Below are 21546 nucleotides of genomic sequence, written 5' to 3'. Positions count from 1 at the left end.
AACATCTCAGAACAGACATCTTGCAGCTCACCCACATTCCTCATGGTGAGCTTGTCGAACCACGGCACCATAGCTTTCAACCCCTAACTCCCCCGATAAGTCGAATACGACCACGGCGTCACCAGCAGCGGCACATGATAATTGCCCTGCACATCGGAAATTGCGAAACGTATTGGAATGTCGTCAAGAAATGCAGGTTCGGGCAAAGCTACGTCTTTTCCCTTGAAATAGTCGCCCACATGAAATGTCAGCTCATACTGCCCGGCCACCATGTCCGCCGTCGATAGTAAAGGCGCGTCAGTCCTGCCATCGGCATTGGTCATTGCGGTGGCAAGCAGGTGTCGCCCGCCGGCAGCGTTTATACGATGCAGCGTCAGGCGCACGCCCTCAGCGGGTCGTCCGTCAGCCGTGTTCAGAACATGTGTCGATAGCTTGCCCATCAAGAGCCCCTTCTCATGAAATCAGATCATCAAGACGAAAACGCGCGATCTGCCCGATCTGCCGCAACGCTTCCAGAACCTCCTCGCCCGAATTGTTCTCAAGCCGCTGGCGGAAGGCTGCCATGATGGAATGCTTGTCGTGGCCGCGCACTGCAAGAATGAAGGGAAACCCGAATCTGCTCTGATAGGCATTGTTCAGGGCGTGAAACTCATCGAATTCTTCATCGGTCAACCGGTCAAGACCTGCACCCTTTTGTTCGGATGTTGAACTTGTCGTCAGCCTGCCCTGGCGCGCGGCTTTTCCGGCAAGGTCCGGATGAGCGCGGATCAATCCGAGCTGCGCCATTTGCCCTGCCTTCGCGACAACAGCCAGCATGGCGCCATGCAATTGGTCGACATTTGCAAAGGGGCGCATATCTGCGACCCCTTCCGGCACCCAAGGCGAATGTTCGAAGATGCTGCCCAGCGCCTCAATGAATTTCTGAGTGCTTGCTTCGTTCAGTTCATCAAGCGTCATTGTGATCCAATTCATCTGCTGTTGCCGATCCAACCAGGCATGGTTCAACAAGCTGAGGCATGATGCTATTGCGATCAAGGTTAAAAACGAATGCTCAAATCTGCCTTGACTGAATTGTCCACACCTCGTTCAGATATAAAGTCGTTATAGGAAACGCCTATCAAGCCGGGTTTTGCTTATCGAGAGCCGGAGGGGGAGCTTTGTTTCACCGCCCGCAATACGGCTTCGGGTGTTGCGGGACTATCCAGTTGCGGCACTGATCCGGCTATGGAAGCGATGGCATCGCGGATTGCCAGCCAGATGGAAATTCCAAGCATCAAAGGCGGCTCGCCAATGGCTTTTGAGCGGAACACTGTTTCCTCGCGGTTGGGCATATTATCAAGAATGCGGACATTGAAAATGGGCGGCACATCGCGTGATCCGGGTATTTTGTAAGTCGATGGGCCAACAGTCCTCAATCGCCCCGTCTTGTCCCACCAAAGCTCCTCGCAAGTTACCCAGCCCATGCCCTGCACGAAGGCGCCTTCGATCTGGCCAAGATCAATTGCCGGATTGAGCGGCGAACCCACATCCTGCAAAATATCGGCGCGCAGGCAGCGTGTCTCGCCGGTCAGCGTGTCAATCGCCACCTCCGCCACCGCCGCGCCATAGCTGAAATAGAAGAATGGCCTGCCCTTCATGGTCTTGCCATCCCAGTGGATTTTAGGCGTCGCATAGTGCCCTGCTTCCGAAAGCTGCACCCGTTTCGCCCAGGCTATTTTTGCCAGCTCGCCGAAGGAAACGGATCTATTATCCGCGTGAACCCGGCCCTCGCGGTAGATGATCACCTCTTCCTCAACATCAAAATGTTCGGCGGCAACAGTGGTCAAACGGGCCTTGATCGCGGTCGCCGCCTTGAAGGCTGCCATGCCATTGAGATCAGACCCCGTAGATGCCGCTGTCGCGCTGGTATTGGGCACTTTCCCCGTCGCAGTGGAGGAAATTCGCACCATGTCGAGATCAACCTGAAACACTTCCGCCACGACTTGCGCCACTTTGACGAACAGGCCCTGCCCCATTTCCGTGCCACCATGGTTCAGGAAAATCGAACCGTCCAGATAGACATGCACCAGCGCGCCCGCCTGATTGAGCGAGGTCAAATTGAATGAAATACCGAACTTCACCGGCATCATTGCCAGCCCGCGCCGGATAATTGGATTGGCGGCATTATGCGCATCGATTTCGGCCCGTCGCTGCTGCCAGTCCGCCGAGGCAAGCACTGCCTCCGTCACCTCGACAAGGCGATTATCCTCAACCTTCTGGCCGTAAGGCGTGGTATCGCCTGTCCCATCGCCATAATAATTGATCGCCCGCACCGCATTCGGATCAAGCTTTAATTCGCGCGCAATCGTGTCGATAACCGCCTCAATGGTGATGATCCCTTGCGGTCCGCCAAAACCACGAAACGCCGTATTGGAAACCGTATTGGTTTTGCAGGCATGTCCCACAAAGCGCGCATTGGGAATGTGGTAGGAATTGTCCGTATGGGTCAGCGCCCGCGTAATGACCGGCCCCGTCAGGTCCGGCAGATTGCCCGCCCGCGCAAGATATTCCGCATCAAGTCCAAGGATGCGTCCGCGCCCATCCACGCCCACCTTCCAGTTGACAACGAAATCATGGCGCTTGCCGGTTCCGGCCATATCGTCACGGCGTTTGAGCCGCATCTTGCATGGCTTGCCGGTCTTGGCAGAGATCAGCGCCGCAGCGCCAGCGATAATTGTCGGCTGGCTTTCCTTGCCGCCAAAGCCGCCCCCCATACGTCGCACCTGGCATTCCACGGCATTAGCGTGAATACCAAGGATACCAGCCACATGATGTTGCACTTCGGTCGGATGCTGTGTCGAGGAATGCACCAGCATTTCGCCGTTTTCACCCGGAATGGCATAGGCGATATGGGTTTCCAGATAGAAATGATCCTGACCGCCCATTTTGAGTTTGCCGGAAAAGACGTGCGGCGCACTTGCCAGCGCCGCATCGACATCACCGTCAATGACCTCCTGTACCGGCACCACATAGTTTTTGCGTCGATGCGCTTCCTCAATATCAAGCACGGCTTCCAAAGGCTCAATATCCAGCTTGACCTTTTTGGCAGCGCGATAGGCGGTTTCGAAATCACCGGCCGCAACCACCGCAATCACGCGGCCTTCATGGTCGACAATATCTTCGGCAAACAATGTCTCGCCGGTATGGATCGGCCCGACCTCATTATGGCCCGGCACATCTTTCGCCGACCAGACACCCGCAACACCCGGCATTGCCAGCGCTTCGCTTGCGTCAAAACCATTAAGCTTGCCATGCGCCACTGGAGACAGGACAAAGGCTGCATGCAGCGTTCCCGGCAGTTCGGGCATATCGTCAATGTAATTGGCCTCACCTGCCACATGGCGCGCCGCGCTGTCATGGGCGATACCCTTGCCGACAATACTGCGTTGAACAATTTTAGGGTCAATGTTCATAGCGCCATGACCTCAACTGTTTCACCTGCCACATCGCGCCGGAAGCGCTCTACAAGATTTGCTGCGACCAGCAATCGATATTCCGCACTGCCGCGCCAATCGCTCAATGGCTTGAACAGCGCGGTAATGGCAGCAGCGCAGCTCTCTGCCGCGCGCCTGTCAAGCGCGGTTCCGACGAGCGCCTGTTCGGCCTCTATTGCCCGCACGGGTGTTGCCGCCATGCCACCAAAAGCGATGCGGGCACTGCGGACCTGCCCCTCTTCGCAGAAAACTGAAAAAGCTCCGCAGACTGTCGAAATATCCTGATCGTAACGCTTGGAGATTTTGTAGACGCGAAATGCTTGGCCCTCTCTTGGCTTGGGTATGGAGATTGAAGCAATTACCTCATTGGGTCGTAATTCTGTTTTGCGGTAATCGAGAAAGAAGTCTTCAAGCGATAGGAATCTATGTCCGCTCAGCGATGCCAGTTCAATCTCTGCCCCAAGCGCAATCAAGGCCGGAGGTCCATCGCCAATGGGGCTGGCCGTGCCAATATTGCCGCCAATGGTACCCATGGAGCGTATTTGTGTGGAACCGAACCGGCGAATAAGCGTGGCGAGCGAGGGATAATGCGCGCTTACCCGCGCCAGCACCTCTTCCCAGGTTACCGCCGCGCCAAAGCTCAAATGGTTATCCGTTTCGCGAATCTGGCGAAGTTCGCGCACCGATGCGAGCGCTATCACCTCATTCCAGTCCGTATGATAATCCGCTAGCGCAACACCAAGATCAGTGCCGCCCCCAAGCAGAATTGCTTCGGGCTTCTCGCTTCGCAGTGCTAAAAGTTCGTTCAGGGATGCCGGTTGATGAAAAACCGCCCCGCCATCCGATAGCATTGATTGCGGTTCGATCTCGGCAAAGGCAGCCACATGCGGCCCGGCAATCGCCGCTCCTCCGGCAGCAACCACCTTGCGCGCCGCCTCGACAATTGGCCGATAGCCGGTACACCGACAAAGATTGCCTGCCAGCGCATCATGAATGGCCTCGTCATCGGCCTGCGGATTAGACGCCGCGAGCCCGGCTAAGGACATGACAATTCCGGGAGTACAAAAACCGCATTGCGACGAACCGTTTTCCGCCATTGCCGCCTGTATCGGATGTAGCTCGCCGGTTTTCAGCCCTTCCACCGTAACCAGCGCGCGCCCATCGATCTGGCCCATGGCAAGGATGCAGCTATTGGCCGCGTGATATTTCACCTGATCGCCGTCAACATGACCGATCAGCACCGAACAGGCACCGCAATCACCCTCCGCACAGCCCTCCTTTGTGCCGGTCAGTCGCGGCACATTACGCAGCCAATCCAGCACCGTGGTATCGGGCCGCACATTGGCTTCGTGAATTTGACCATTTAGAAAAAAACGAACGGAATTTGACATGATATCAGCTTCATCCGCCAATGTGATCGCGTCAAGAGGGCGTAAGCAGAACCGGGTGGTGATTTAGCTGCAATAACAAAGTGCGTGGTTCGACAAGCTCACCATGAGGAAGGTTGGGGCTGCAAGATAAACTCGGAGCAGCAGGATTTAGCTCCTTGCAATCAACCACCTCCCTCATGGTGAGCTTGTCGAACAACGCACCACCGCAAATGCAAACCAGAGCTTGCGGGCGAACCACGCACAACTCAGGCGCTATGAATTTTCTGGCGATTTTTGGACAACTCAGGCAAACCTTCGTAATTCAGTGCAATGAGAGCCTGCTTCTTCACCCGTGACCAGCCTTTGATTTGCCGTTCACGTGCTATTGCATCAAGAATGCGATCATAGGTTTCAGTAAAAACAAGTTCTACAGGTCGGCGGTGTTTGGTATATCCATCACAGATTCCGGCATTATGTTCCCAAACCCGGGCTTCAATTTCTTGCTTCGTTAATCCGGTATAATAAGAACCATCAGAACATCTTAGAATGTAAACCGTTGCCTCCATTCAGTCTCCCATGCTTGAAACTGAAAGTATAAACAGACGGTCACCGGTCGAGCAATTATACCAAAGTTGCATCTGCGCTGTGCGTGGTTCGACAAGCTCACCATGAGGGAGGTTGAGAGTGGCAGGGAGTCTAGTTTGGGGATGTCGCAGATAACTATTTGCAATCCAACCACCTCCCTCATGGTGAGCTTGTCGAACCACGCACAGCGCAGGAGCAATCAGTCACCTCGCTCATGGTGAGCTATGCTGAGCCTTTCGAAGAACGAGCCACGCATTATGAGGTGCGCAGGTGCTAAACCGCTTCAATCCGAAAAATACGATCCGGCCAAAAATATTCTTCGAGATTATCACCTTCGCCGCCGCGATCCACCACCATGAAATCCGAGCTCTGCTCCAGCGATATCAGCGGATGGTGCCAGACATTGCGGTGGTAGTTCACGCCCTGGTTGCCCTGCACCAAAAATGCTACCGGGTTTGCGGGTTTGCCGCCCGCATCTTCGCCCACGACGACTAAAAACGGCCTGTTCTGCAATGGATAGAATGCCTGGCTGCCGAGTGGATGCCGCTCCAGCATATGGATATCGATGGGAGGCGCAAAAGCCTGTCCGCGAAAAATATTGATCAGGACGCGCGCTTGATCACCGGCCACGTCAACCTTGGCAAGGTCATGATAACGTTCAGTCGTACCACCATTGATCAGGCGCAGCTCCGCGCCCGCCACTTCAATCACATCGCCGAATGGCTCAAATGCTGCCTTGGTCAGCGGCTGAACATCAAGGGTGATGATGTTCATGCCAGTGCCTTGCAATATCGATGCGGCGCGCCACCCAGACATCGCTGTGTTGCTGAACATAATCGAGAAAGCGCTCCAATGCGGCAGCGCGTCCCGGACGTCCAACCAGACGGCAATGCAGGCCTACGGACATCATCTTGGCCGCTCCTTCCTGTCCCTCTTTATAAAGAACATCAAACGTGTCCTTCAGATAAGAATAGAACTGGTCACCGGAGTTGAAACCTTGCGGCGTGGCAAAACGCATATCATTGGCGTCAAGCGTATAGGGAACAATGAGATGGGGGCCTTTCGGACCTTCCACCCAATAGGGCAGCTCGTCCGCATAGCTATCGGCGGAATAGACAAAGCCGCCCTCTTCCATGACGATCTTCAGCGTATTGTCCGACGGCTTGCCTTGATAAATCCCCAGCGGCCGCGAGCCCGTAATTTCGGTATGCAGGCGCACAGCTTCCAAAATGTGCTCGCGTTCGCGTTCCTCCGGAAAATCCTTGTATTCCAGCCAGCGCAGGCCGTGGCTTGCTATTTCCCAGTCAGCCTCTTTCATTGCGGCAACGGCGTCTGGATTGCGCGCCATGGCGAGCGTCACGCCATAGACCGTGACTGGCATGTTGCGGCGCGTGAACAATCGCCATAGCCGCCAGAAACCAGCGCGCGATCCATATTCGTAGATGGATTCCATATTGAGATTGCGCTGGCCCGGCCATGATTGCGCGCCAACGATCTCAGACAGAAGGTTTTCGGATGCGGGGTCCTGATCGAGGATGCAGCTTTCGCCGCCCTCCTCGTAATTCACCACAAATTGCACGGCCAGCTTGGCTCCGCCCGGCCATTTCGGGTCGGGCGTGTTGCGGCCATAGCCGATCAGATTGCGCGGATAATCAACCAAGTGAGATCAACGACGCTTGAGCAATGATCCGAGGGCAAGAACTCCGAGTGCTGCCAGCGCCAGCTTCAGAACATCGCCGATGATGAATACGCCAACGCCATAAGCGAAAGCCTTCTCGAAACCGAACAAATATGCCATCCATAGGAAGCCCATGGTGAGAATAATGACTTCGGCAACGAGCATCGACAGGCCGATGGAAATCGCGTTGCGGGCAAAGCCCTTATCGGCTGCGCGTCCGACAATCCATGCAGCTGCGAGGTAAGACAAGAGATAACCGCCTGTCGGTCCAACCATATAGGCAAGACCAATGCCCTTTTCTGGTGTTCCAGTGAATACGGGCATGCCGAGAGCACCTTCAAGCAAATAGAGCGCCATGGTTGCCACGGCGAGACGCGAGCCATAGGCGGCGGAGATCGCAAACACGGCAAATGTCTGCATCGTCACATTGACGAAGACCATGTCCACTTTCGTCTTGGCTGAAAGCGCCATCAGGGCCGAGCCAACGAGAGCAAGCGTGACAAACCACACGGCTTTGGCCAATTGGCCTTCCGGCTGGAACGTTTCGGCGAGAGAGCGGGTTTTTGCAGTGATCATGGTCTATCCTCCATATTGGCTTTCGCCACTTCTTGAAGAGGTATATTAAGCTTCATCCCGCACTGCAATAGGCGCATAAAGGTCAGCCCACATCAATGTCCCTGAGTTTCGATATTAAATTCGCGCCGCATTATGGCGAGGCCGTGGATGTTGCCCCGCAGATTCAGCGAATCACGGTGAACAATCCGAGCCCCTTCACCTTTTACGGCACCAATTCCTATCTGATCGGCAAGGATACGCTGGCGCTGATTGACCCAGGTCCGCTTGATGATGCCCACAAGGCAACTTTGCTGCGTGCTATTGCCGGTCGCCCTGTCAGCCACATTTTTGTCAGCCATACGCACCGCGATCATTCCCCGCTCGCCTCGGTTCTGAAAGACGAGCTTGGCGCTGTGCTTGTAGCGGAAGGTCCGCATCGTGCAGCCCGCCCACTGCATATTGGTGAAGTCAATCTGCTCGATGCCAGCGCGGATACGGAATTCGTCCCGGATATTATTGCGGCAAATGATACGGTCATCAATGGCGACGGCTGGGCTTTGCGCACAATCCATACGCCAGGCCATACGGCCAATCACGTGGTTTTCGCACTGGAAGACACCGGAATACTGTTCTCGGCCGACCACATCATGGCGTGGTCCACCTCCATTGTCGCACCGCCGGACGGTTCCATGTCCGATTATATGGCGTCGCTTGATGTGATGCTGGAACTGGATTCGCGTGTCTATCTGCCCGGCCATGGTGGGGCGGTCACAAAACCCAAGGCTTTCGTGCGTGGTCTGCGCGGCCATCGTAAAATGCGGGAACGTGCCATTCTGGAAAGGGTTCGCGCCGGAGACCGTACGATTGCCGCCATGGTAAAGGCAATCTACCGCGACACGGATCCGCGCCTGCATGGCGCTGCAGCCCTATCGGTACTGGCTCATCTGGAAGACATGGTTACGCGTGGTCTTGTGCAAACCGAAGGCAATCCCGCGATCGACGGTGTTTACTGGGCCTAGAGCCTTTGCGTTTTGGTCGAATCAAAACGGCGCACCAGGCCTTTGCCTTTACGCAATTCCGGACGCAAAACCGCTGCACACTTTTGCTGGAATTACTTTTAGGAAGCGTCGGCGGGCGGGACTTCTGTCGTTTCTTCCTCGGGCTGCACACCCTGCACTTCCATATCGAGAGCCGTCATGAAAGCCGCAATCCGGTCAGCATTTTCACCAAGATCATGGGTTCCATAACGCGAAACGGAGCGCATATCGACATAGGTCGTTTCACCTTCATCGCTAAGGCGGATCACTACATCGCTGGTAAAGCCCAAAAGCCAGGTCCGTGCCACGACATCAACCAGAATCTCCTCTGTCTCACCGGGCTCGCCTTTTTGGCTGATAATTGCCCAGCCATTGTTGGCGATAACCGTTTTGACCGCCGTGAGAATCCTGTCGGGCGAACCCTCATAGCGGCGTCCAGTGACTTCAGGATAGGCCTTCGCCTGCAGCCCGCGACTATCCGGATCATTGATGACGGGATTCATATTGACTGAACGGCGGCCCGTTTCCAACAAAGCGGGTGGATCGGTTAAATCGGTCGAAACATCATAAATTGCCGGTAGAACCATGACTTGATAAATCGTTGTCATGAAGGGTATCAGCACCAGCAGCGCGATCAATGTGCCCCAGAATGACCGGGTGAAGCCAATATCGCCGCGCCGCCACAGGCTGGTGAAACCCTTGAGTGCCAGCAGCAATGCCAGGCATGCCAGCCCTGCTACAATAGCTAGAAGCCAGAGAAATTCGGGTGTCTCGATTTGCTCAAAGCGGTGGCCGAGGCCCGAAACGACAAAAAGTATGAGGCTCAAAAACGCAATGCGAACGGACCATTTTGCTGAAATCGAATGGCGGCGACGCCATTGGCTTGAGTGTTGCGGTCGCATGATTCCCTGAAATTCCATCAATGACAGGAAAACAGCTAATCGCATTTGTGTATGGACACAAGCATATGAAGCCGGACTTCCACCTCCTTTGGTGGTGAAAGTCCGACCATAATCAAATCAAGCGATTACGGGAACATAAATTCGCTTCGTCTCATCATATGCTAAGCCGATTGCGGGATCGGTCTTGCTGATCTTGCCGTTCTCAGCATGACCCGCATAGCGCCGCAGATAGATTGAGGAACTCAAGGCATCGACAAAGGATATGTCATACCAACCATCCTTGGTGGAGAATGAAACAGTTTTCGTACCAGTTTCGACTGTTTTTTCTTCGCCGGTATAGGCGTTGACCACTTTCAGCTTTCCGCTTGCCGTTGGCCATTCACCGAAAATAAACTCGATTGTCCGGCCGTCCAAAGAAGTTTTGACATCGACAAGGTGAGCAATCTGATTGTCGCTGACACTGCCCAATTCACCACGGAACTCGGCCAGATAGCCGTTAGGACCATGGACTGCATAGGAATACTGGTTGTTCGACCACCCACTTTCTTTACTAATATTCATATTCCAGACGTCGGAAATATCGATCGGTGCACCGCCTAGTTTGATTCCTTCGACAGTGTCAAACCAGCCGCCATCACTCCGGTCATAGGAAAGAATGGTGAATGATGCGCCCAGCCGGCCACGGTTCCTGAATGTGATTTTCAGTTTCGGCGGCGAGTTGTTGGTAAAGCTGCATAAAGTCTGAAAATCGTAGCCGACAGGCAAGAGATCACATTGTGTCTTATCCTGCTTTACCGAAACGGGTCTGGTTGCATCGGGATCAGCCAGCACGTCCTTTATCGACGGTATGTATGCACTTGTGCCTTGTGCGATTTCTCGTTCCTCTTTCGTATAGATTTTGGTCGGCTGAATCGCATTTATCAGTTTTTCCATGGGCTTGAATTTGGTGCGATTAAAATCAAACACGCTGGTCAGATCGCCGGTAATGGCCTTTCGCCACGAAGAGATCATGTCGAAGTCTGTCGGAGCCTGGACACCGCTCGCCTTAAGCCATGCTTCCAAAAACTGAAGGACCGATGTGTGATCAAACGTCTCGGAACAGACGCGGCCACCCGAAGTCCATGGCGATACGATAATCATTGGAACGCGTGGTCCCAGGCCCATAGGCTTGCCATTGGAGCCTTCCGAATTCAGATCGCCCTGCTCGCCGGTAGTTGTTAATTTTATACCGGGAGAAACCACACCGGCACTACTATTCATCGGTGGCGCTGGAGGCAGTACATGGTCGAAAAACCCGCCATTTTCATCGTAATTTATAATCAGTGCTGTCTTGTGCCAGACTGCCTTATTCGCCAGCAGCGCGCGCAAAACTTCACTCAAATAGTATTCACCAAAGTGCGGGGGGTATTTTGGATGTTCACTGAAGGCTTCCGGCGGCACGATCCACGAAATTGCAGGCAGCTTGTCATCGATGACGTCCTGCTCGAAACGGGATGGCTTATCCGCCTCGCTCCGCAGCACTGAATTGACTGTTTGACTCTTGATGTTGATGACAGACCGCTCTTCCAACGACTTGTTTGTGCCGCGGTACTGCCTGAAGTACTCAAGCGTGTTGTCACCATAATTGCCTGCAAACGGATCACGGGTCCAGGTCAGCCCGTCCTGATAGAATTTCCAATCTACCTGAAGCTCTTCAAGCCGCTCGGGATAGGTTTTCCAACTTGGTCGCAGGGGAGAATCATCGGAAACTCTAAGCCCGCTGAAAGAACTATTAGTGGCTTTGCTATGACTTGTTCCTGTCCAGAAATATGAGCGGTTGGGATCCGTTGAGCTGTTAACGGAGCAAAAATAGGCATCGCAAACTGTGAATGCTTTTGCGAGCCGGAAATAAAGTGGAATATCCGGCTCGACATAATGCGCCATGCTGACGATTCTTTTATTGGGAATCCATTTATCGCTAAGGCCAAAGTTCCAGGCAGCAATACCATCATTGAAACCATGCGGTGGATCCTGCAAGAAAACGTCTCCCGCGTCTGTGTCAGCACTTGTGCCTTGTGGCAAGCGATAGGGCTTCACCTTGGGCGCAGACTCGGTTTTTTGAGATTGATGCCAGATTGGCTCACCATTTTTTTGTTTCATTGGCCGCGGATCGCCAAACCCGCGAACTCCGCGCAATGTCCCAAAATAATGATCAAAAGAGCGGTTTTCCTGCATCAGGATAACCACATGCTCAATATCGGCCAGCGAGCCCTTTGCACAGTCCGGAGCTGCATTAAGCAAATCTGCGACCACGGTCGAACCGGCCAAGGCCTCGCTCATATAGGCCGAGCATGCCGAATAGGCTGCTGCACTTGAACCAGCCAAACCAAGCATTTTAATAAAATCGCGTCTATCCATTATTCTATCCTGAAATCAAAAATAAAATTCTACCCGTTGCGCCTTCAAATCATCGCGCAAAGCAGTCCCACCTCGTGGATTATTCGCAAAGGTCTTCTCTCATGTAGTCGTTTTCAAGTTTAAGCACTGACACTGCCGTTAAAAGCGCAGCTTTGTCTGCAGCAGCCTTGTCCTTGACCTTTGCCAGCTCCAATGCTGTTTCACCCAATAAACCATCAAGTTCTGCTCTTTTGCTTTCCAGACTAACCAGCGATGCTTTGATCTCTTTCACCTGCTTTAGAAGGTCCGGACTGTCTTCACCGGGCTTCGCCAGCTCGTCCGACAGCTCTTTCAGCTTGCTCTTGTGAGCCTTCATCTCGGTAACATTGCCGTCATGCGCCTTTTCAAGATCAGCACGCACTTTTTCAAGATCGCTGACTTGTTTCGCCAAGGCAGCCTTATCCGCTTCAGCCGTGTCCTTGACCTTTGCAAGCTCCAACGCTACCTCACCCAACAAGCCATCAAGTTCTGTTTTCTTGCTTTCCAGACTGACCAGCGATGCTTTGATCTCTTTCACCTGCTTTAGAAGGTCCGGGCTGTCTTCACCCGGCTTCGCCAGCTCGTCCGACAGCTCTTTCAGCTTGCTCTTGAGAGCCCTCATGTCGGTGGCATTGCCGTCACGCGCCTTTTCAAGATCAGCACGCGTTTTTTCAAGATCGCTGACTTGCTTGGCCAAGGCAGCCTTGTCACTCTCAAGATTTCCATAGTTCGCCAACTCATCTGTCAGCTTTTTCAGCTTGCTCTTGAGCGCATTTATCTCGACTGCGGTGCTCGCACGCGCTTGTTCAAGGTCGTCAGCTTGCTTTGCCAATACAGCTTTATCATTCTCGAGATTTTCGTTCTTTGCTTTCAGCTCATTGATTTCTCTACTGAAAGTTGATGCCGATGTGTCGGACTTTGACCCGGAGTCGTTGCACGCTGCAACCAGCACGAGAAGCAATAATAGACAAAAACGATATTTCAAAGCTCACTCCTGAAACAAATAAATCAAATTATGCGTCGTAATATGAATCGTCGTCTAAACGGCCTGTATAAAATTCTGATGACAGTTCCGCTACAGATTTAGGGGCAAGAAACTCGACTGATTTAAGCCGTTTACATTTTATGAGTGTATCAGATGGCACACTCCTGCCATCATCGAATCAAGTGATTTGGCAGAAACAGAGCGCGGAGACACACCGCTGACAGAAGATAACATGACGAGGCCGGATATGATGCCTGAAGCTGGCAAAGCGGTTTCGCTTGAAGTTGTAGAAGTTGAATTGGCGCTTGGCGCGCAGGATATCGTTGCCGATGGTTTTGAAGGCGCCTTGCAAAAGGCCGTGGATTTGGTTGATGGAAAGCTGATCTTCAATATCAGGGCGCCCGAAAACAGCGATTATCAGCGCGTGGCGGCAATCTCCGTTTCAGATGGATCAGCTGAGCAGACTGTCTTTGTCACGCTTGGCAATGATGGCACCACTTTCGCCGTCACAGCGGACAAATCCGATATAAATGTCGGTGGTGATTTGCCGCTGTTATAATCTCTTTCATTTCTGAATCTTCCGGAGCGACCCTTTGCCTTTCCAGCCAGTCTGGTTAGTGTTGGGAAAAACTTGCAATAACCGGAGTAACAAAATGGCTAACAGCCGCCCCCTTACCAATGTTCAGCAGCGCGATGTCAATGCGATCCTCCATCCCTATACCCCCTTGCACAAATTGCAGGAAAACGGCCCCTTGGTGATGGGGCATGGCAAGGGCGTTTATCTCTACGACACGCAAGGCAAGGAATATATTGAGGGCATGTCCGGCCTGTGGTGCGCGGGTCTTGGCTTTGGCGACGAAGAGATGATCGAGGCTGCGACGGAACAGATGCGCACCCTGCCCTATTACCACCTCTTTGGCGGCAAGGGCATGGAACCGGCGATCGAGCTTGCTGAAAAGCTCAAGGAAATAGCGCCTGTACCGATTTCAAAGGTTTTTTATACCTCGTCGGGTTCAGAAGCGAATGACACGCAGGTCAAGCTTGCCTGGTATTACAACAATGCCCTTGGCCGCCCGAAAAAGAAGAAGATCATTTCCCGCGTCAAAGCCTATCATGGCGTGACCATCATGGCTGCATCGCTGACCGGCCTGCCTTATAATCACATGGGTTGGGATTTGCCGGTCGAAGGCATTTTGCATACGGATTGCCCGCATTATTATCGCTTTGGCCAGGAAGGCGAAAGCGAGGCGGAGTTCGTTGCGCGTCTGGCCACATCGCTGCGCGATATGATCGAGCGTGAAGGTCCGGAAACCATCGCTGCTTTCATCGCCGAGCCTGTCATGGGCGCTGGCGGGGTGCTCGTGCCGCCTGCCAGCTATTTCAGCGCCATTGAGCCGATTCTGCGCGAACACGATATCATGATCATCGCAGATGAGGTTATAAACGGCTTCGGCCGCACCGGAAACTGGTGGGGCAGCCAGAGCGTTGGCATGACGCCGACAACCATTTCAGCAGCCAAGCAGTTGACCGCTGCCTATTCACCGCTTGGTGCAGTGCTGGTGCCCGAAGACATCTATCAGGCCTATGTGGATCATAGCGCTCAAATCGGTACATTTGGCCATGGCTTCACCTATGGCGGGCATCCGGTTGGCTGCGCCCTTGGCGTCAAGGCAATCGAGATTTATCAGCGCCGCAATATTGTGGATTATGTGCGCGGCCTCACCCCGCTTTTTGAAGCACGCCTTGCCAAGGTGAAAGATCACCCCTTGGTTGGGGAAGTGCGTAATTGCGGTCTGATGGGCGCGGTAGAACTTGTGGCCGATAAAGCAACAAAGCGCCCGTTCAATCCCGCCCATGCGGTCGGCCCCGCTCTGGCGCGCTTCCTGGAAGGTCATGGTGCAGTGCTTCGCGCTGTCGGCGACAGTATCGCATTCTGCCCGCCAATGATCATCACGGAGGACGAGCTGAACGAGCTGTTCAACCGCTTCGAACTCGCCTTGGCAGACACGGAAGCCTATGTTTCAACGGGCGGTTTGCGCGCCGCTTGATGCGATAGCGGTTTGCAGCGGTTTTTAATGCGTGGTTCGACAAGCTCACCATGAGGAAGAATGGTAGGCTGCACGATGGTTTGCCTTCGCAGACTTCGCGCTCCCTGCAATTAACTCCATTCCTCATGGTGAGCTATCTTGAGCTTGCCGAAGGGCGAACCACGCACCACCGCTTTGCCCATGTGAGAGCAGAGCGAACCAACCTAAATTCGTGGCTTTCAAACGGCGTAAAAGTCTGCAATTCAATAGGCCACACCAGGGTTTGTTAAAGGTTGTGCATGCGCATGTGCTTACAGGGAGTTCCGGGCGTGTAGGCCGCGCTATTTTTGGCGCCTTGTCTGAAAAACATGAGGTCGTTGGAATAGATCGATCGGCCTTTTCCACGACGCATGTTGTCGGTGATTTCGCCAATGAAGTGCTGCTTCGCTCAGCCTTCAAAGGCGCCGATGCCGTTATTCATACAGCAGCTTTGCATGCGCCCCATGTCGGAACGACACCGGACGAGGAATTTCAGCGTATCAATGTTGAAGGAACCCGTCTTGTCGCGAAGGCGGCGATTGCTGCTAGCGTAAAACGCCTTGTCTTCACCAGCACAACAGCCCTGTACGGATATGCCGTTTTTCCCGGTTCCTGCACATGGATCGACGAAAATACGCCGCCAGTGCCGAAAAGCATTTATCACCGGACAAAACTTGAGGCCGAGTGCCTTCTGGAAGACATGGCTTCTAGCGAATTGGCCGTGAGGGTTCTGCGCATGTCCCGCTCCTTTCCGGAACCGGGCGATGTAATGGCTACATACAGGCTGCATCGCGGCATTGATATTCGCGACGTGGCTGATGCCCATTTGGCCGCGCTGACAAATGGCGGAGCAAATTTTCAACGCTACATTATCTCGGCGGCAACGCCTTTTACAAAGCAGGACTGTCAAGCACTGGCGATTGACGCAGCTTCCCAGATCAGATTGCGCGCGCCAGATCTTGCCGACGCATTCGAGCAGCGAGGTTGGAGCCTTCCGAACTCCATTGATCGCATATATGATTCCAGCCAGGCTGAACGCGCTCTTGGATGGCAAGCGCGCTTTGGTTTTGGCGAAGTGCTGGCACAAATGGACCGGCGTAGTCTGGAAATCTTGCCTGCGGGCGCTTTGATCAGCAGAAAAGCGGAGTAGACTTTGCAAAGCGTTGCGCTGGAGGATTGATCGCTTAAATCTCGCGACCAATCCCCAGCAGCAATATCTATTACTTCGCTTTCAGCAGGTCGCCGACTTCCAGAATGACGAATTCATTGTCATCCGCCTTGTCGACCGCGCGGCCTGCGGAGAATGGGAGATTATTGTCATTGCCGACGATGATGTGGCTATCGTCTACAATATCGACATTTTCAATGGTGACAAAAGGCATATCGTAGAAGCCTTCGCCGCCGCCTTGACGTTTCTTGTTGTCGGGATCAGCGATTTTTAGCAAATCGATATATCCGATCTTGCGCACCGCCTTATCCACATTCGCGTCAGTCATTTCGATCTTGTAGATGCGCTTGTGCTTGGATGGTTTGTCAAAGCAATCGGGCGTTGGCGCCTTGGGGTCAGCGCAAGCCTTCGCGGCAGTTCCCGCGCCATTGTCACGCTCGATTACCAGCGCCGTTGTCGCATCGATCATGTTGAAATCGCCAATGGCCTCGCCACCTGCGGAAAGGGGATAAAGCCAGCTGCGACCCGTCCAGTTTTTGGACGCAATATCGAATTCAATTACCCGCAATGCGGGCTGGTCATCAACCTTCTCAACAGCGCCGTCGTCCCCGAAAAGCGGACCTTCAAGCAGTGCATATAATTTGGTGCCGTCTTTTGATTGCGCCAAGCCTTCATAACCGCCGGAACGTTTCAGATTAAAGGCCGGATTTTTGAGCGTCGGATTGGCTGGTAGCGTGATTGCAGGATTATCCGGCGAGCGAACATCCTTGTCGCCAACCTTGGTCGCGACGACATCCGTAACCTTGCCATCCATTGTTACCTTGATCAAATATGGGCCGAACTCTTCGCCCAGCCAGAAACCATCGGCAACCGGCTGGATGGATTCAATATCGAGATCGCTGCCCGTCAGGTAGCGTGTGTCGCTGGCCTCCATGACAATGGGGAAAGGCACTTTCTTGTCTGGGTCAGTCAGGAAAATCGTCTGCTTGCGCTCGACTGTTCCCTTGTCCCAATCAAACGCCAGATGGTGCAGCATCAACATTGCATCGACCGAATTCAGCTTCGTTCCAAAGCCATTATCCGACAATGACCAATATGTTCCATCGCCAATCGCCTTGATGCCGGAGAAGCCCTGCAAAGGTTGTCCATCAAAGGGTAATGACAAGCCGGTCAGCCTTACCCCATCCTTGCCCGGCACTGTTCCGAGTTCCACAGCACGCTTGCGATCAGCGGTTGTAAACTTGCCTGCATGAGTCAGATGTTCCGGCGCGTTTTCCGGTGCCTTCACCATTGTGTTGGCAGGAAGGATCGCATGGGAAACGAGTTTGGCGGGAAACTCCTGTTCAGCCGCCAAGGCCGGCAATGCCATCATGGCGGTGGTAAGAAACAGAGCAGCGGAAATTGAGCGCATGGAGCATCACCATCAAGTTTGAAGTAAAAGTGTCCAGCAACGCTTAGGTGCTCTTTGTGTCCGTGATTTTATGGTTTCATGACATCCTGATGAAGGAGAGCACGCATCGTTTGTGAAGTTTGGAGGAGTAACCCAGATATTGTGATGAAACGGGCAAAAATTCTGATGGAGAACGGATTCAGGAACCGGATCACCGCAAAATTGATGAAACTTGCCGAAGAATCGCCGATTCTTCCCCAAAATTCTCTACTTCGAATTGCAATTTGATTGCGTTAAGTTGCAATCAAGCATTTGGAGTACCTGGCTTCTCACTTTCAATCACATCGTTCAGCCGAACGAAACGGAAGCCCTTTTGCTTCAGTGCCAATATGCCTTTTACCACCCCGGCCCCTGCCGTCCGACTCGGCTGATTGATATGGGCGATGATGACATCGCCGTCTTTTGCGGCGGAAATCCGCTGCTCCACTTGGCCCGCAAGCAAGGATGCCCCCATGTCGGCATTGAGCGAATATCCTGCAACCCGGTACCCCATTTCATGAATGAGTTTCACTGCATCGTCGCTATAGCGAGCAGTCGCGTCGCGGTACCAGACAGGTTTTCCGGCGGTGGCGATCTGCATCGCATTTACACCACCTTCAATCTCAGATCGTATCGCGGGCAATGATCCGGCGGTCTTCAATCCAAACATCAAAGGCTGGTTATCGATGGCTGGAACATGGTTAAGCCCATGATTTTCCAATTCAAAAAGTTCTGGGTGCGCCTTCATGATTGCCACCGAAGCAGCATTGCGCTTCAACCATCGGCCAGTAACGAAAATCGTTGCAGCGATCTTGTTCTCCACCAAAAAGCTGAGAATTCTCTGATCAGTCTGGCCTGAACAGGCGTCAAGAGTGAGCGCGACCTGCGGCGCCGCAGCTCCGCCCTTTGCAATGTAAAGTTGTGGCTCGACAAAATGCGGATGGTTGCCCGCATTGGCAGCAGTTGCTGCGAGCGCGATGGAACATGTGACTTGAACTGTGGTGATAAAACGCATGATATATTGCCGCAAGACGAGAGAACCTGCGGCGAACAGCACTTGGAACTAAGCGGAATTATGGCAATAAGCCTTTATTTTCCTTTGGTTTTTGCTGATGCCTGCGCCGCGGCAAGCCGGGCAATAGGCACCCGGAACGGTGAACAGGAAACATAGTCCAGTCCTACCTGATCGCAAAAATGGATCGATGCCGGATCGCCGCCGTGCTCCCCGCAAATTCCAAGTTTTATGTTTGGCCGGGTTGCCCTGCCTTTTTCCGCGGCCAGCTTCACCAGTTCGCCTACGCCATCCACGTCAATCGACACAAATGGGTCCTGCTCAATGATACCCTTGAGCTGGTAAGTCATCAGGAACGAAGATGCATCATCGCGGGATATTCCGAACGTCGTCTGGGTCAAGTCATTGGTTCCAAACGAGAAAAACTCGGCAGCCTCCGCAATTGAATTGGCACGGATCGCGGCTCGTGGCAGTTCGATCATCGTACCCACAAGGTAACTGATCTTGATTTCAGTCTCCTTCATCACATCCGCCGCAACCGCATCGATCCGCGCTTTCACAAAATCCAATTCAGCTCGAAGACCGACGAGCGGCACCATGATTTCCAGCTCGACCGGTGCGCCAGTCAATTTGGCCGCTTCCACCGCCGCTTCGAATATGGCGCGGGATTGCATCTCGGCAATTTCCGGGTAGGAAATTGCCAAACGGCAACCGCGATGTCCCAGCATGGGATTGAATTCATGTAAGGATTCTGTTCGCTCCCGTAATTTGTCGGAGCTGATCTTCATGGCTGCCGCGACTTCGGCGATTTCCTCGTCTGTCTTCGGCAGGAACTCGTGAAGTGGTGGATCAAGCAGGCGAATCGTTACGGGCAGGCCGTGCATAATTTCAAATAACTCAATGAAATCAGCGCGTTGCATTGGCAGCAGCTTATCCAGAGCAGCGCGTCGACCCTTCTCGCTTTCTGCCAAAATCATTTCGCGCATGGCAATAATGCGCTCGCCTTCAAAGAACATATGCTCCGTTCGGCATAGGCCGATCCCCTCGGCGCCAAAGGAACGCGCCGTACGGGCATCATTGGGAGTTTCGGCATTGGCGCGCACTTTCATGCGGCGGGCACCATCTGCCCATTCCATGATCTTGCCAAAATCGCCCGACAATTCAGGTTGAAGCATTGGCACAGCGCCCTTCAAAACCTGACCGATTCCCCCGTCAATCGTAATGATATCGCCCTTTTTGAGGGTAACGCCCATAGCGAGCAGTGTCTCGTTTCGATAGTCAACACGAAGCGCCCCAGCGCCTGAAACGCAGGGTTTCCCCATGCCGCGCGCCACCACGGCAGCATGACTTGTCATGCCGCCGCGTGTGGTCAGAATTGCTTCTGCAGCATGCATGCCGTGAATGTCTTCAGGGCTGGTTTCAATACGGACCAAAATGGCCTTGCGGCCCTCTGACTTCAATTGTTCCGCATCTTCCGACGAGAAGACAATCTCACCAGTAGCCGCGCCAGGCGATGCGGGAAGACCCGTTCCGATAACTTCGCGCTTAGCCTTCGGGTCGATTGTCGGGTGCAGCAATTGATCCAAAGATGCAGGCTCAATGCGCAAAACAGCCTCATCGCGGGATATCAAACCCTCATCCGCCATCTCAACTGCAATCTTCAGCGCAGCCTTGGCGGTGCGCTTGCCGGATCGGGTCTGCAACATCCACAATTTACCATTTTCAATAGTAAATTCAAGGTCTTGCATGTCCGTGTAGTGTTTCTCAAGCTTGTCCGAAACAGCGCAGAATTCGGCAAATGCTGCCGGCATGATCTTTTCCAGCGAAGGTTTGTCAGAACCCGCAGCGATGCGTGCTTCCTCGGTAATATTTTGCGGGGTGCGGATACCTGCCACGACATCTTCGCCCTGTGCATTAACCAGGAATTCGCCGTAGAGCTTCTTTTCGCCCGTAGACGGATTGCGCGTGAAGGCTACGCCAGTAGCAGATTTATCGCCCATATTGCCAAATACCATGGCCTGGACGCTGACAGCCGTACCCCAGCTTTCAGGTATGTTATGCAAACGCCGGTAGGTGACGGCCCGCGCATTCATCCAGCTTGAAAAGACCGCGCCTATAGCGCCCCAAAGCTGCTGTTCAGGGTCTTGAGGAAAAGGCTCTTCTAGCTCTTCCTCGATCTTGGCCTTGTACTGCGCAACGACATTTTTCCAATCGTCGGCAGTCAGCGCAGTGTCGACATCGTGGCCCAAATTGGCCTTGGCATCCTCGAGTATCTCTTCAAAAACTGAATGATCCAGCCCCATGACAACATCAGAATACATCTGAATAAAGCGGCGATAGCTGTCATAGGCAAACCTTGGGTCGCCTGTTTCCTGGGCAATTGCTTCCACGGTTTCGTCATTGAGCCCGAGATTAAGGACCGTATCCATCATTCCAGGCATGGAGGCGCGTGAGCCGGAACGCACTGAAACCAGAAGCGGCTTCTTGCTGTCCCCAATGGTACGACCGGTTACACTGGCAATATGCTCCAGCGCCTGTCCGACTTCCTTGGCAAGCGTGTCCGGATAGCTGCGCTCATGCTCATAGAACCAGCTGCAAACTTCCGAAGTGATTGTAAATCCGGGGGGAACCGGCAAGCCCAGCGAACACATTTCGGCAAGATTTGCGCCTTTTCCTCCGAGAAGATTGCGATCTCCCGCCGAACCTTCTGCCTTGCCATCCCCAAAAGTATAAACCCATTTTACCATTGCAGCCTCCCATGCCGCTAACGCTTCATTGAGGTCTACGCGATGAATGCGGAAATCGCCAGCGCCAAATGCTGCATTGCAGCATTCAAATCGATTAGCAGGGTAAATCCGCGTTAAGTCTTGA

17 protein-coding genes and 1 pseudogene are annotated in these 21546 nt (G+C 53.5%); 4 read left to right on the top strand and 14 right to left on the bottom strand.

Annotated elements, in window-relative coordinates; translation table 11 throughout:
• Positions 1-83: 83 nt before the first annotated feature.
• From uraH to V9K95_RS10830, 8 genes and pseudogenes are all read right to left on the bottom strand, one after another.
• Positions 84-440, bottom strand: a complete 357-nt coding sequence (gene uraH / locus V9K95_RS10865; protein ID WP_307283436.1) for a hydroxyisourate hydrolase — start codon at positions 438-440, stop codon at positions 84-86.
• 13 nt (positions 441-453) lie between these two features.
• Complete coding sequence (gene uraD / locus V9K95_RS10860) at positions 454-972, bottom strand: 2-oxo-4-hydroxy-4-carboxy-5-ureidoimidazoline decarboxylase (RefSeq protein ID WP_162802431.1); 519 nt, start codon at positions 970-972, stop codon at positions 454-456.
• 161 nt (positions 973-1133) lie between these two features.
• Complete coding sequence (xdhB, locus tag V9K95_RS10855; protein ID WP_336440793.1) at positions 1134-3452, bottom strand: xanthine dehydrogenase molybdopterin binding subunit; 2319 nt, start codon at positions 3450-3452, stop codon at positions 1134-1136.
• On the bottom strand, positions 3449-4864 hold the full coding sequence (gene xdhA / locus V9K95_RS10850; RefSeq protein WP_336440792.1) for a xanthine dehydrogenase small subunit: 1416 nt from the start codon (positions 4862-4864) through the stop codon (positions 3449-3451). The genes xdhB and xdhA overlap by 4 nt, the downstream gene beginning before the upstream one ends.
• 245 nt (positions 4865-5109) lie before the next feature.
• A complete protein-coding gene (locus tag V9K95_RS10845) occupies positions 5110-5409 on the bottom strand; it encodes a GIY-YIG nuclease family protein (RefSeq protein WP_336440791.1) in 300 nt (99 codons plus the stop codon).
• A 292-nt stretch (positions 5410-5701) separates the two neighbouring features.
• On the bottom strand, positions 5702-6202 hold the full coding sequence (locus V9K95_RS10840) for an ureidoglycolate lyase (protein ID WP_336440790.1): 501 nt from the start codon (positions 6200-6202) through the stop codon (positions 5702-5704).
• Positions 6186-7088: pseudogene (puuE, locus tag V9K95_RS10835) on the bottom strand (allantoinase PuuE); the annotation flags it as partial. The gene V9K95_RS10840 and the pseudogene puuE, both read right to left, overlap by 17 nt.
• A gap of 6 nt (positions 7089-7094) precedes the next feature.
• Positions 7095-7682, bottom strand: coding sequence for a biotin transporter BioY (locus V9K95_RS10830; protein WP_336440789.1), 588 nt, complete (start codon positions 7680-7682; stop codon positions 7095-7097).
• A 95-nt stretch (positions 7683-7777) separates the two neighbouring features.
• On the opposite strand from V9K95_RS10830, the gene V9K95_RS10825 reads away from it, so the two are divergent.
• Positions 7778-8680 (top strand): MBL fold metallo-hydrolase, encoded by a 903-nt coding sequence (locus V9K95_RS10825; RefSeq protein ID WP_336440788.1) that lies wholly within the window; start codon positions 7778-7780, stop codon positions 8678-8680.
• A 98-nt stretch (positions 8681-8778) separates the two neighbouring features.
• Here the strand turns inward: V9K95_RS10825 and V9K95_RS10820 are convergent, their stop codons facing one another.
• The 3 genes from V9K95_RS10820 to V9K95_RS10810 all read right to left on the bottom strand — a co-directional run bounded on the left by V9K95_RS10820 (position 8779) and on the right by V9K95_RS10810 (position 13000).
• Positions 8779-9645 (bottom strand): DUF1499 domain-containing protein, encoded by an 867-nt coding sequence (locus tag V9K95_RS10820; RefSeq protein WP_336440787.1) that lies wholly within the window; start codon positions 9643-9645, stop codon positions 8779-8781.
• A 72-nt stretch (positions 9646-9717) separates the two neighbouring features.
• Complete coding sequence (locus V9K95_RS10815) at positions 9718-11997, bottom strand: phosphocholine-specific phospholipase C (protein WP_336440786.1); 2280 nt, start codon at positions 11995-11997, stop codon at positions 9718-9720.
• A gap of 79 nt (positions 11998-12076) precedes the next feature.
• Complete coding sequence (locus tag V9K95_RS10810; RefSeq protein WP_336440785.1) at positions 12077-13000, bottom strand: hypothetical protein; 924 nt, start codon at positions 12998-13000, stop codon at positions 12077-12079.
• Positions 13001-13247: 247 nt separating this feature from the next.
• Here V9K95_RS10810 and V9K95_RS10805 point away from each other — a divergent pair, with 247 nt between their 5' ends.
• From V9K95_RS10805 to V9K95_RS10795, 3 genes are all read left to right on the top strand, one after another.
• Positions 13248-13559 carry a hypothetical protein gene (locus tag V9K95_RS10805; protein ID WP_162802433.1) on the top strand — a complete coding sequence of 104 codons (312 nt, stop codon included), beginning with the start codon at positions 13248-13250 and terminating at the stop codon, positions 13557-13559.
• A gap of 94 nt (positions 13560-13653) precedes the next feature.
• Positions 13654-15048 carry an aminotransferase gene (locus V9K95_RS10800; RefSeq protein WP_115052058.1) on the top strand — a complete coding sequence of 465 codons (1395 nt, stop codon included), beginning with the start codon at positions 13654-13656 and terminating at the stop codon, positions 15046-15048.
• 286 nt (positions 15049-15334) lie between these two features.
• Positions 15335-16216 (top strand): NAD-dependent epimerase/dehydratase family protein, encoded by an 882-nt coding sequence (locus tag V9K95_RS10795; RefSeq protein WP_336440784.1) that lies wholly within the window; start codon positions 15335-15337, stop codon positions 16214-16216.
• 70 nt (positions 16217-16286) lie between these two features.
• On the opposite strand, the gene V9K95_RS10790 is transcribed toward V9K95_RS10795, so the two are convergent.
• From V9K95_RS10790 to ppdK, 3 genes are all read right to left on the bottom strand, one after another.
• Entirely contained in the window at positions 16287-17645 is a 1359-nt protein-coding gene (locus V9K95_RS10790) for an esterase-like activity of phytase family protein (RefSeq protein WP_336440783.1), read from the bottom strand.
• Positions 17646-17928: 283 nt separating this feature from the next.
• Positions 17929-18678, bottom strand: coding sequence for a polysaccharide deacetylase family protein (locus tag V9K95_RS10785; RefSeq protein WP_336440782.1), 750 nt, complete (start codon positions 18676-18678; stop codon positions 17929-17931).
• Positions 18679-18752: 74 nt separating this feature from the next.
• Entirely contained in the window at positions 18753-21422 is a 2670-nt protein-coding gene (gene ppdK / locus V9K95_RS10780; RefSeq protein ID WP_307283387.1) for a pyruvate, phosphate dikinase, read from the bottom strand.
• Positions 21423-21546 lie beyond the last annotated feature (124 nt).

It is taken from the genome of Phyllobacterium sp. CCNWLW183, from assembly GCF_037203775.1.
GTDB classification, from domain to species: Bacteria; Pseudomonadota; Alphaproteobacteria; order Rhizobiales; family Rhizobiaceae; genus Phyllobacterium; species Phyllobacterium ifriqiyense.
Note: the sequence above shows the minus strand (reverse complement) of the source record. Positions and strands in the feature narration are given on the sequence as shown.

What these genes read in the sequence shown, in the direction of transcription:
- V9K95_RS10805 (WP_162802433.1), top strand. Translation starts at nt 13,248, where the DNA reads ATGATGCCTGAAGCTGGCAAAGCGGTTTCGCTTGAAGTTGTAGAAGTT.
- V9K95_RS10815 (WP_336440786.1), bottom strand. Translation starts at nt 11,997, where the DNA reads ATGGATAGACGCGATTTTATTAAAATGCTTGGTTTGGCTGGTTCAAGT.
- xdhB (WP_336440793.1), bottom strand. Translation starts at nt 3,452, where the DNA reads ATGAACATTGACCCTAAAATTGTTCAACGCAGTATTGTCGGCAAGGGT.
- V9K95_RS10830 (WP_336440789.1), bottom strand. Translation starts at nt 7,682, where the DNA reads ATGATCACTGCAAAAACCCGCTCTCTCGCCGAAACGTTCCAGCCGGAA.
- uraH (WP_307283436.1), bottom strand. Translation starts at nt 440, where the DNA reads ATGGGCAAGCTATCGACACATGTTCTGAACACGGCTGACGGACGACCC.
- V9K95_RS10800 (WP_115052058.1), top strand. Translation starts at nt 13,654, where the DNA reads ATGGCTAACAGCCGCCCCCTTACCAATGTTCAGCAGCGCGATGTCAAT.
- V9K95_RS10845 (WP_336440791.1), bottom strand. Translation starts at nt 5,409, where the DNA reads ATGGAGGCAACGGTTTACATTCTAAGATGTTCTGATGGTTCTTATTAT.
- ppdK (WP_307283387.1), bottom strand. Translation starts at nt 21,422, where the DNA reads ATGGTAAAATGGGTTTATACTTTTGGGGATGGCAAGGCAGAAGGTTCG.
- xdhA (WP_336440792.1), bottom strand. Translation starts at nt 4,864, where the DNA reads ATGTCAAATTCCGTTCGTTTTTTTCTAAATGGTCAAATTCACGAAGCC.
- V9K95_RS10785 (WP_336440782.1), bottom strand. Translation starts at nt 18,678, where the DNA reads ATGCGTTTTATCACCACAGTTCAAGTCACATGTTCCATCGCGCTCGCA.
- V9K95_RS10840 (WP_336440790.1), bottom strand. Translation starts at nt 6,202, where the DNA reads ATGAACATCATCACCCTTGATGTTCAGCCGCTGACCAAGGCAGCATTT.
- V9K95_RS10825 (WP_336440788.1), top strand. Translation starts at nt 7,778, where the DNA reads ATGTCCCTGAGTTTCGATATTAAATTCGCGCCGCATTATGGCGAGGCC.
- uraD (WP_162802431.1), bottom strand. Translation starts at nt 972, where the DNA reads ATGAATTGGATCACAATGACGCTTGATGAACTGAACGAAGCAAGCACT.
- V9K95_RS10820 (WP_336440787.1), bottom strand. Translation starts at nt 9,645, where the DNA reads ATGCGATTAGCTGTTTTCCTGTCATTGATGGAATTTCAGGGAATCATG.
- V9K95_RS10790 (WP_336440783.1), bottom strand. Translation starts at nt 17,645, where the DNA reads ATGCGCTCAATTTCCGCTGCTCTGTTTCTTACCACCGCCATGATGGCA.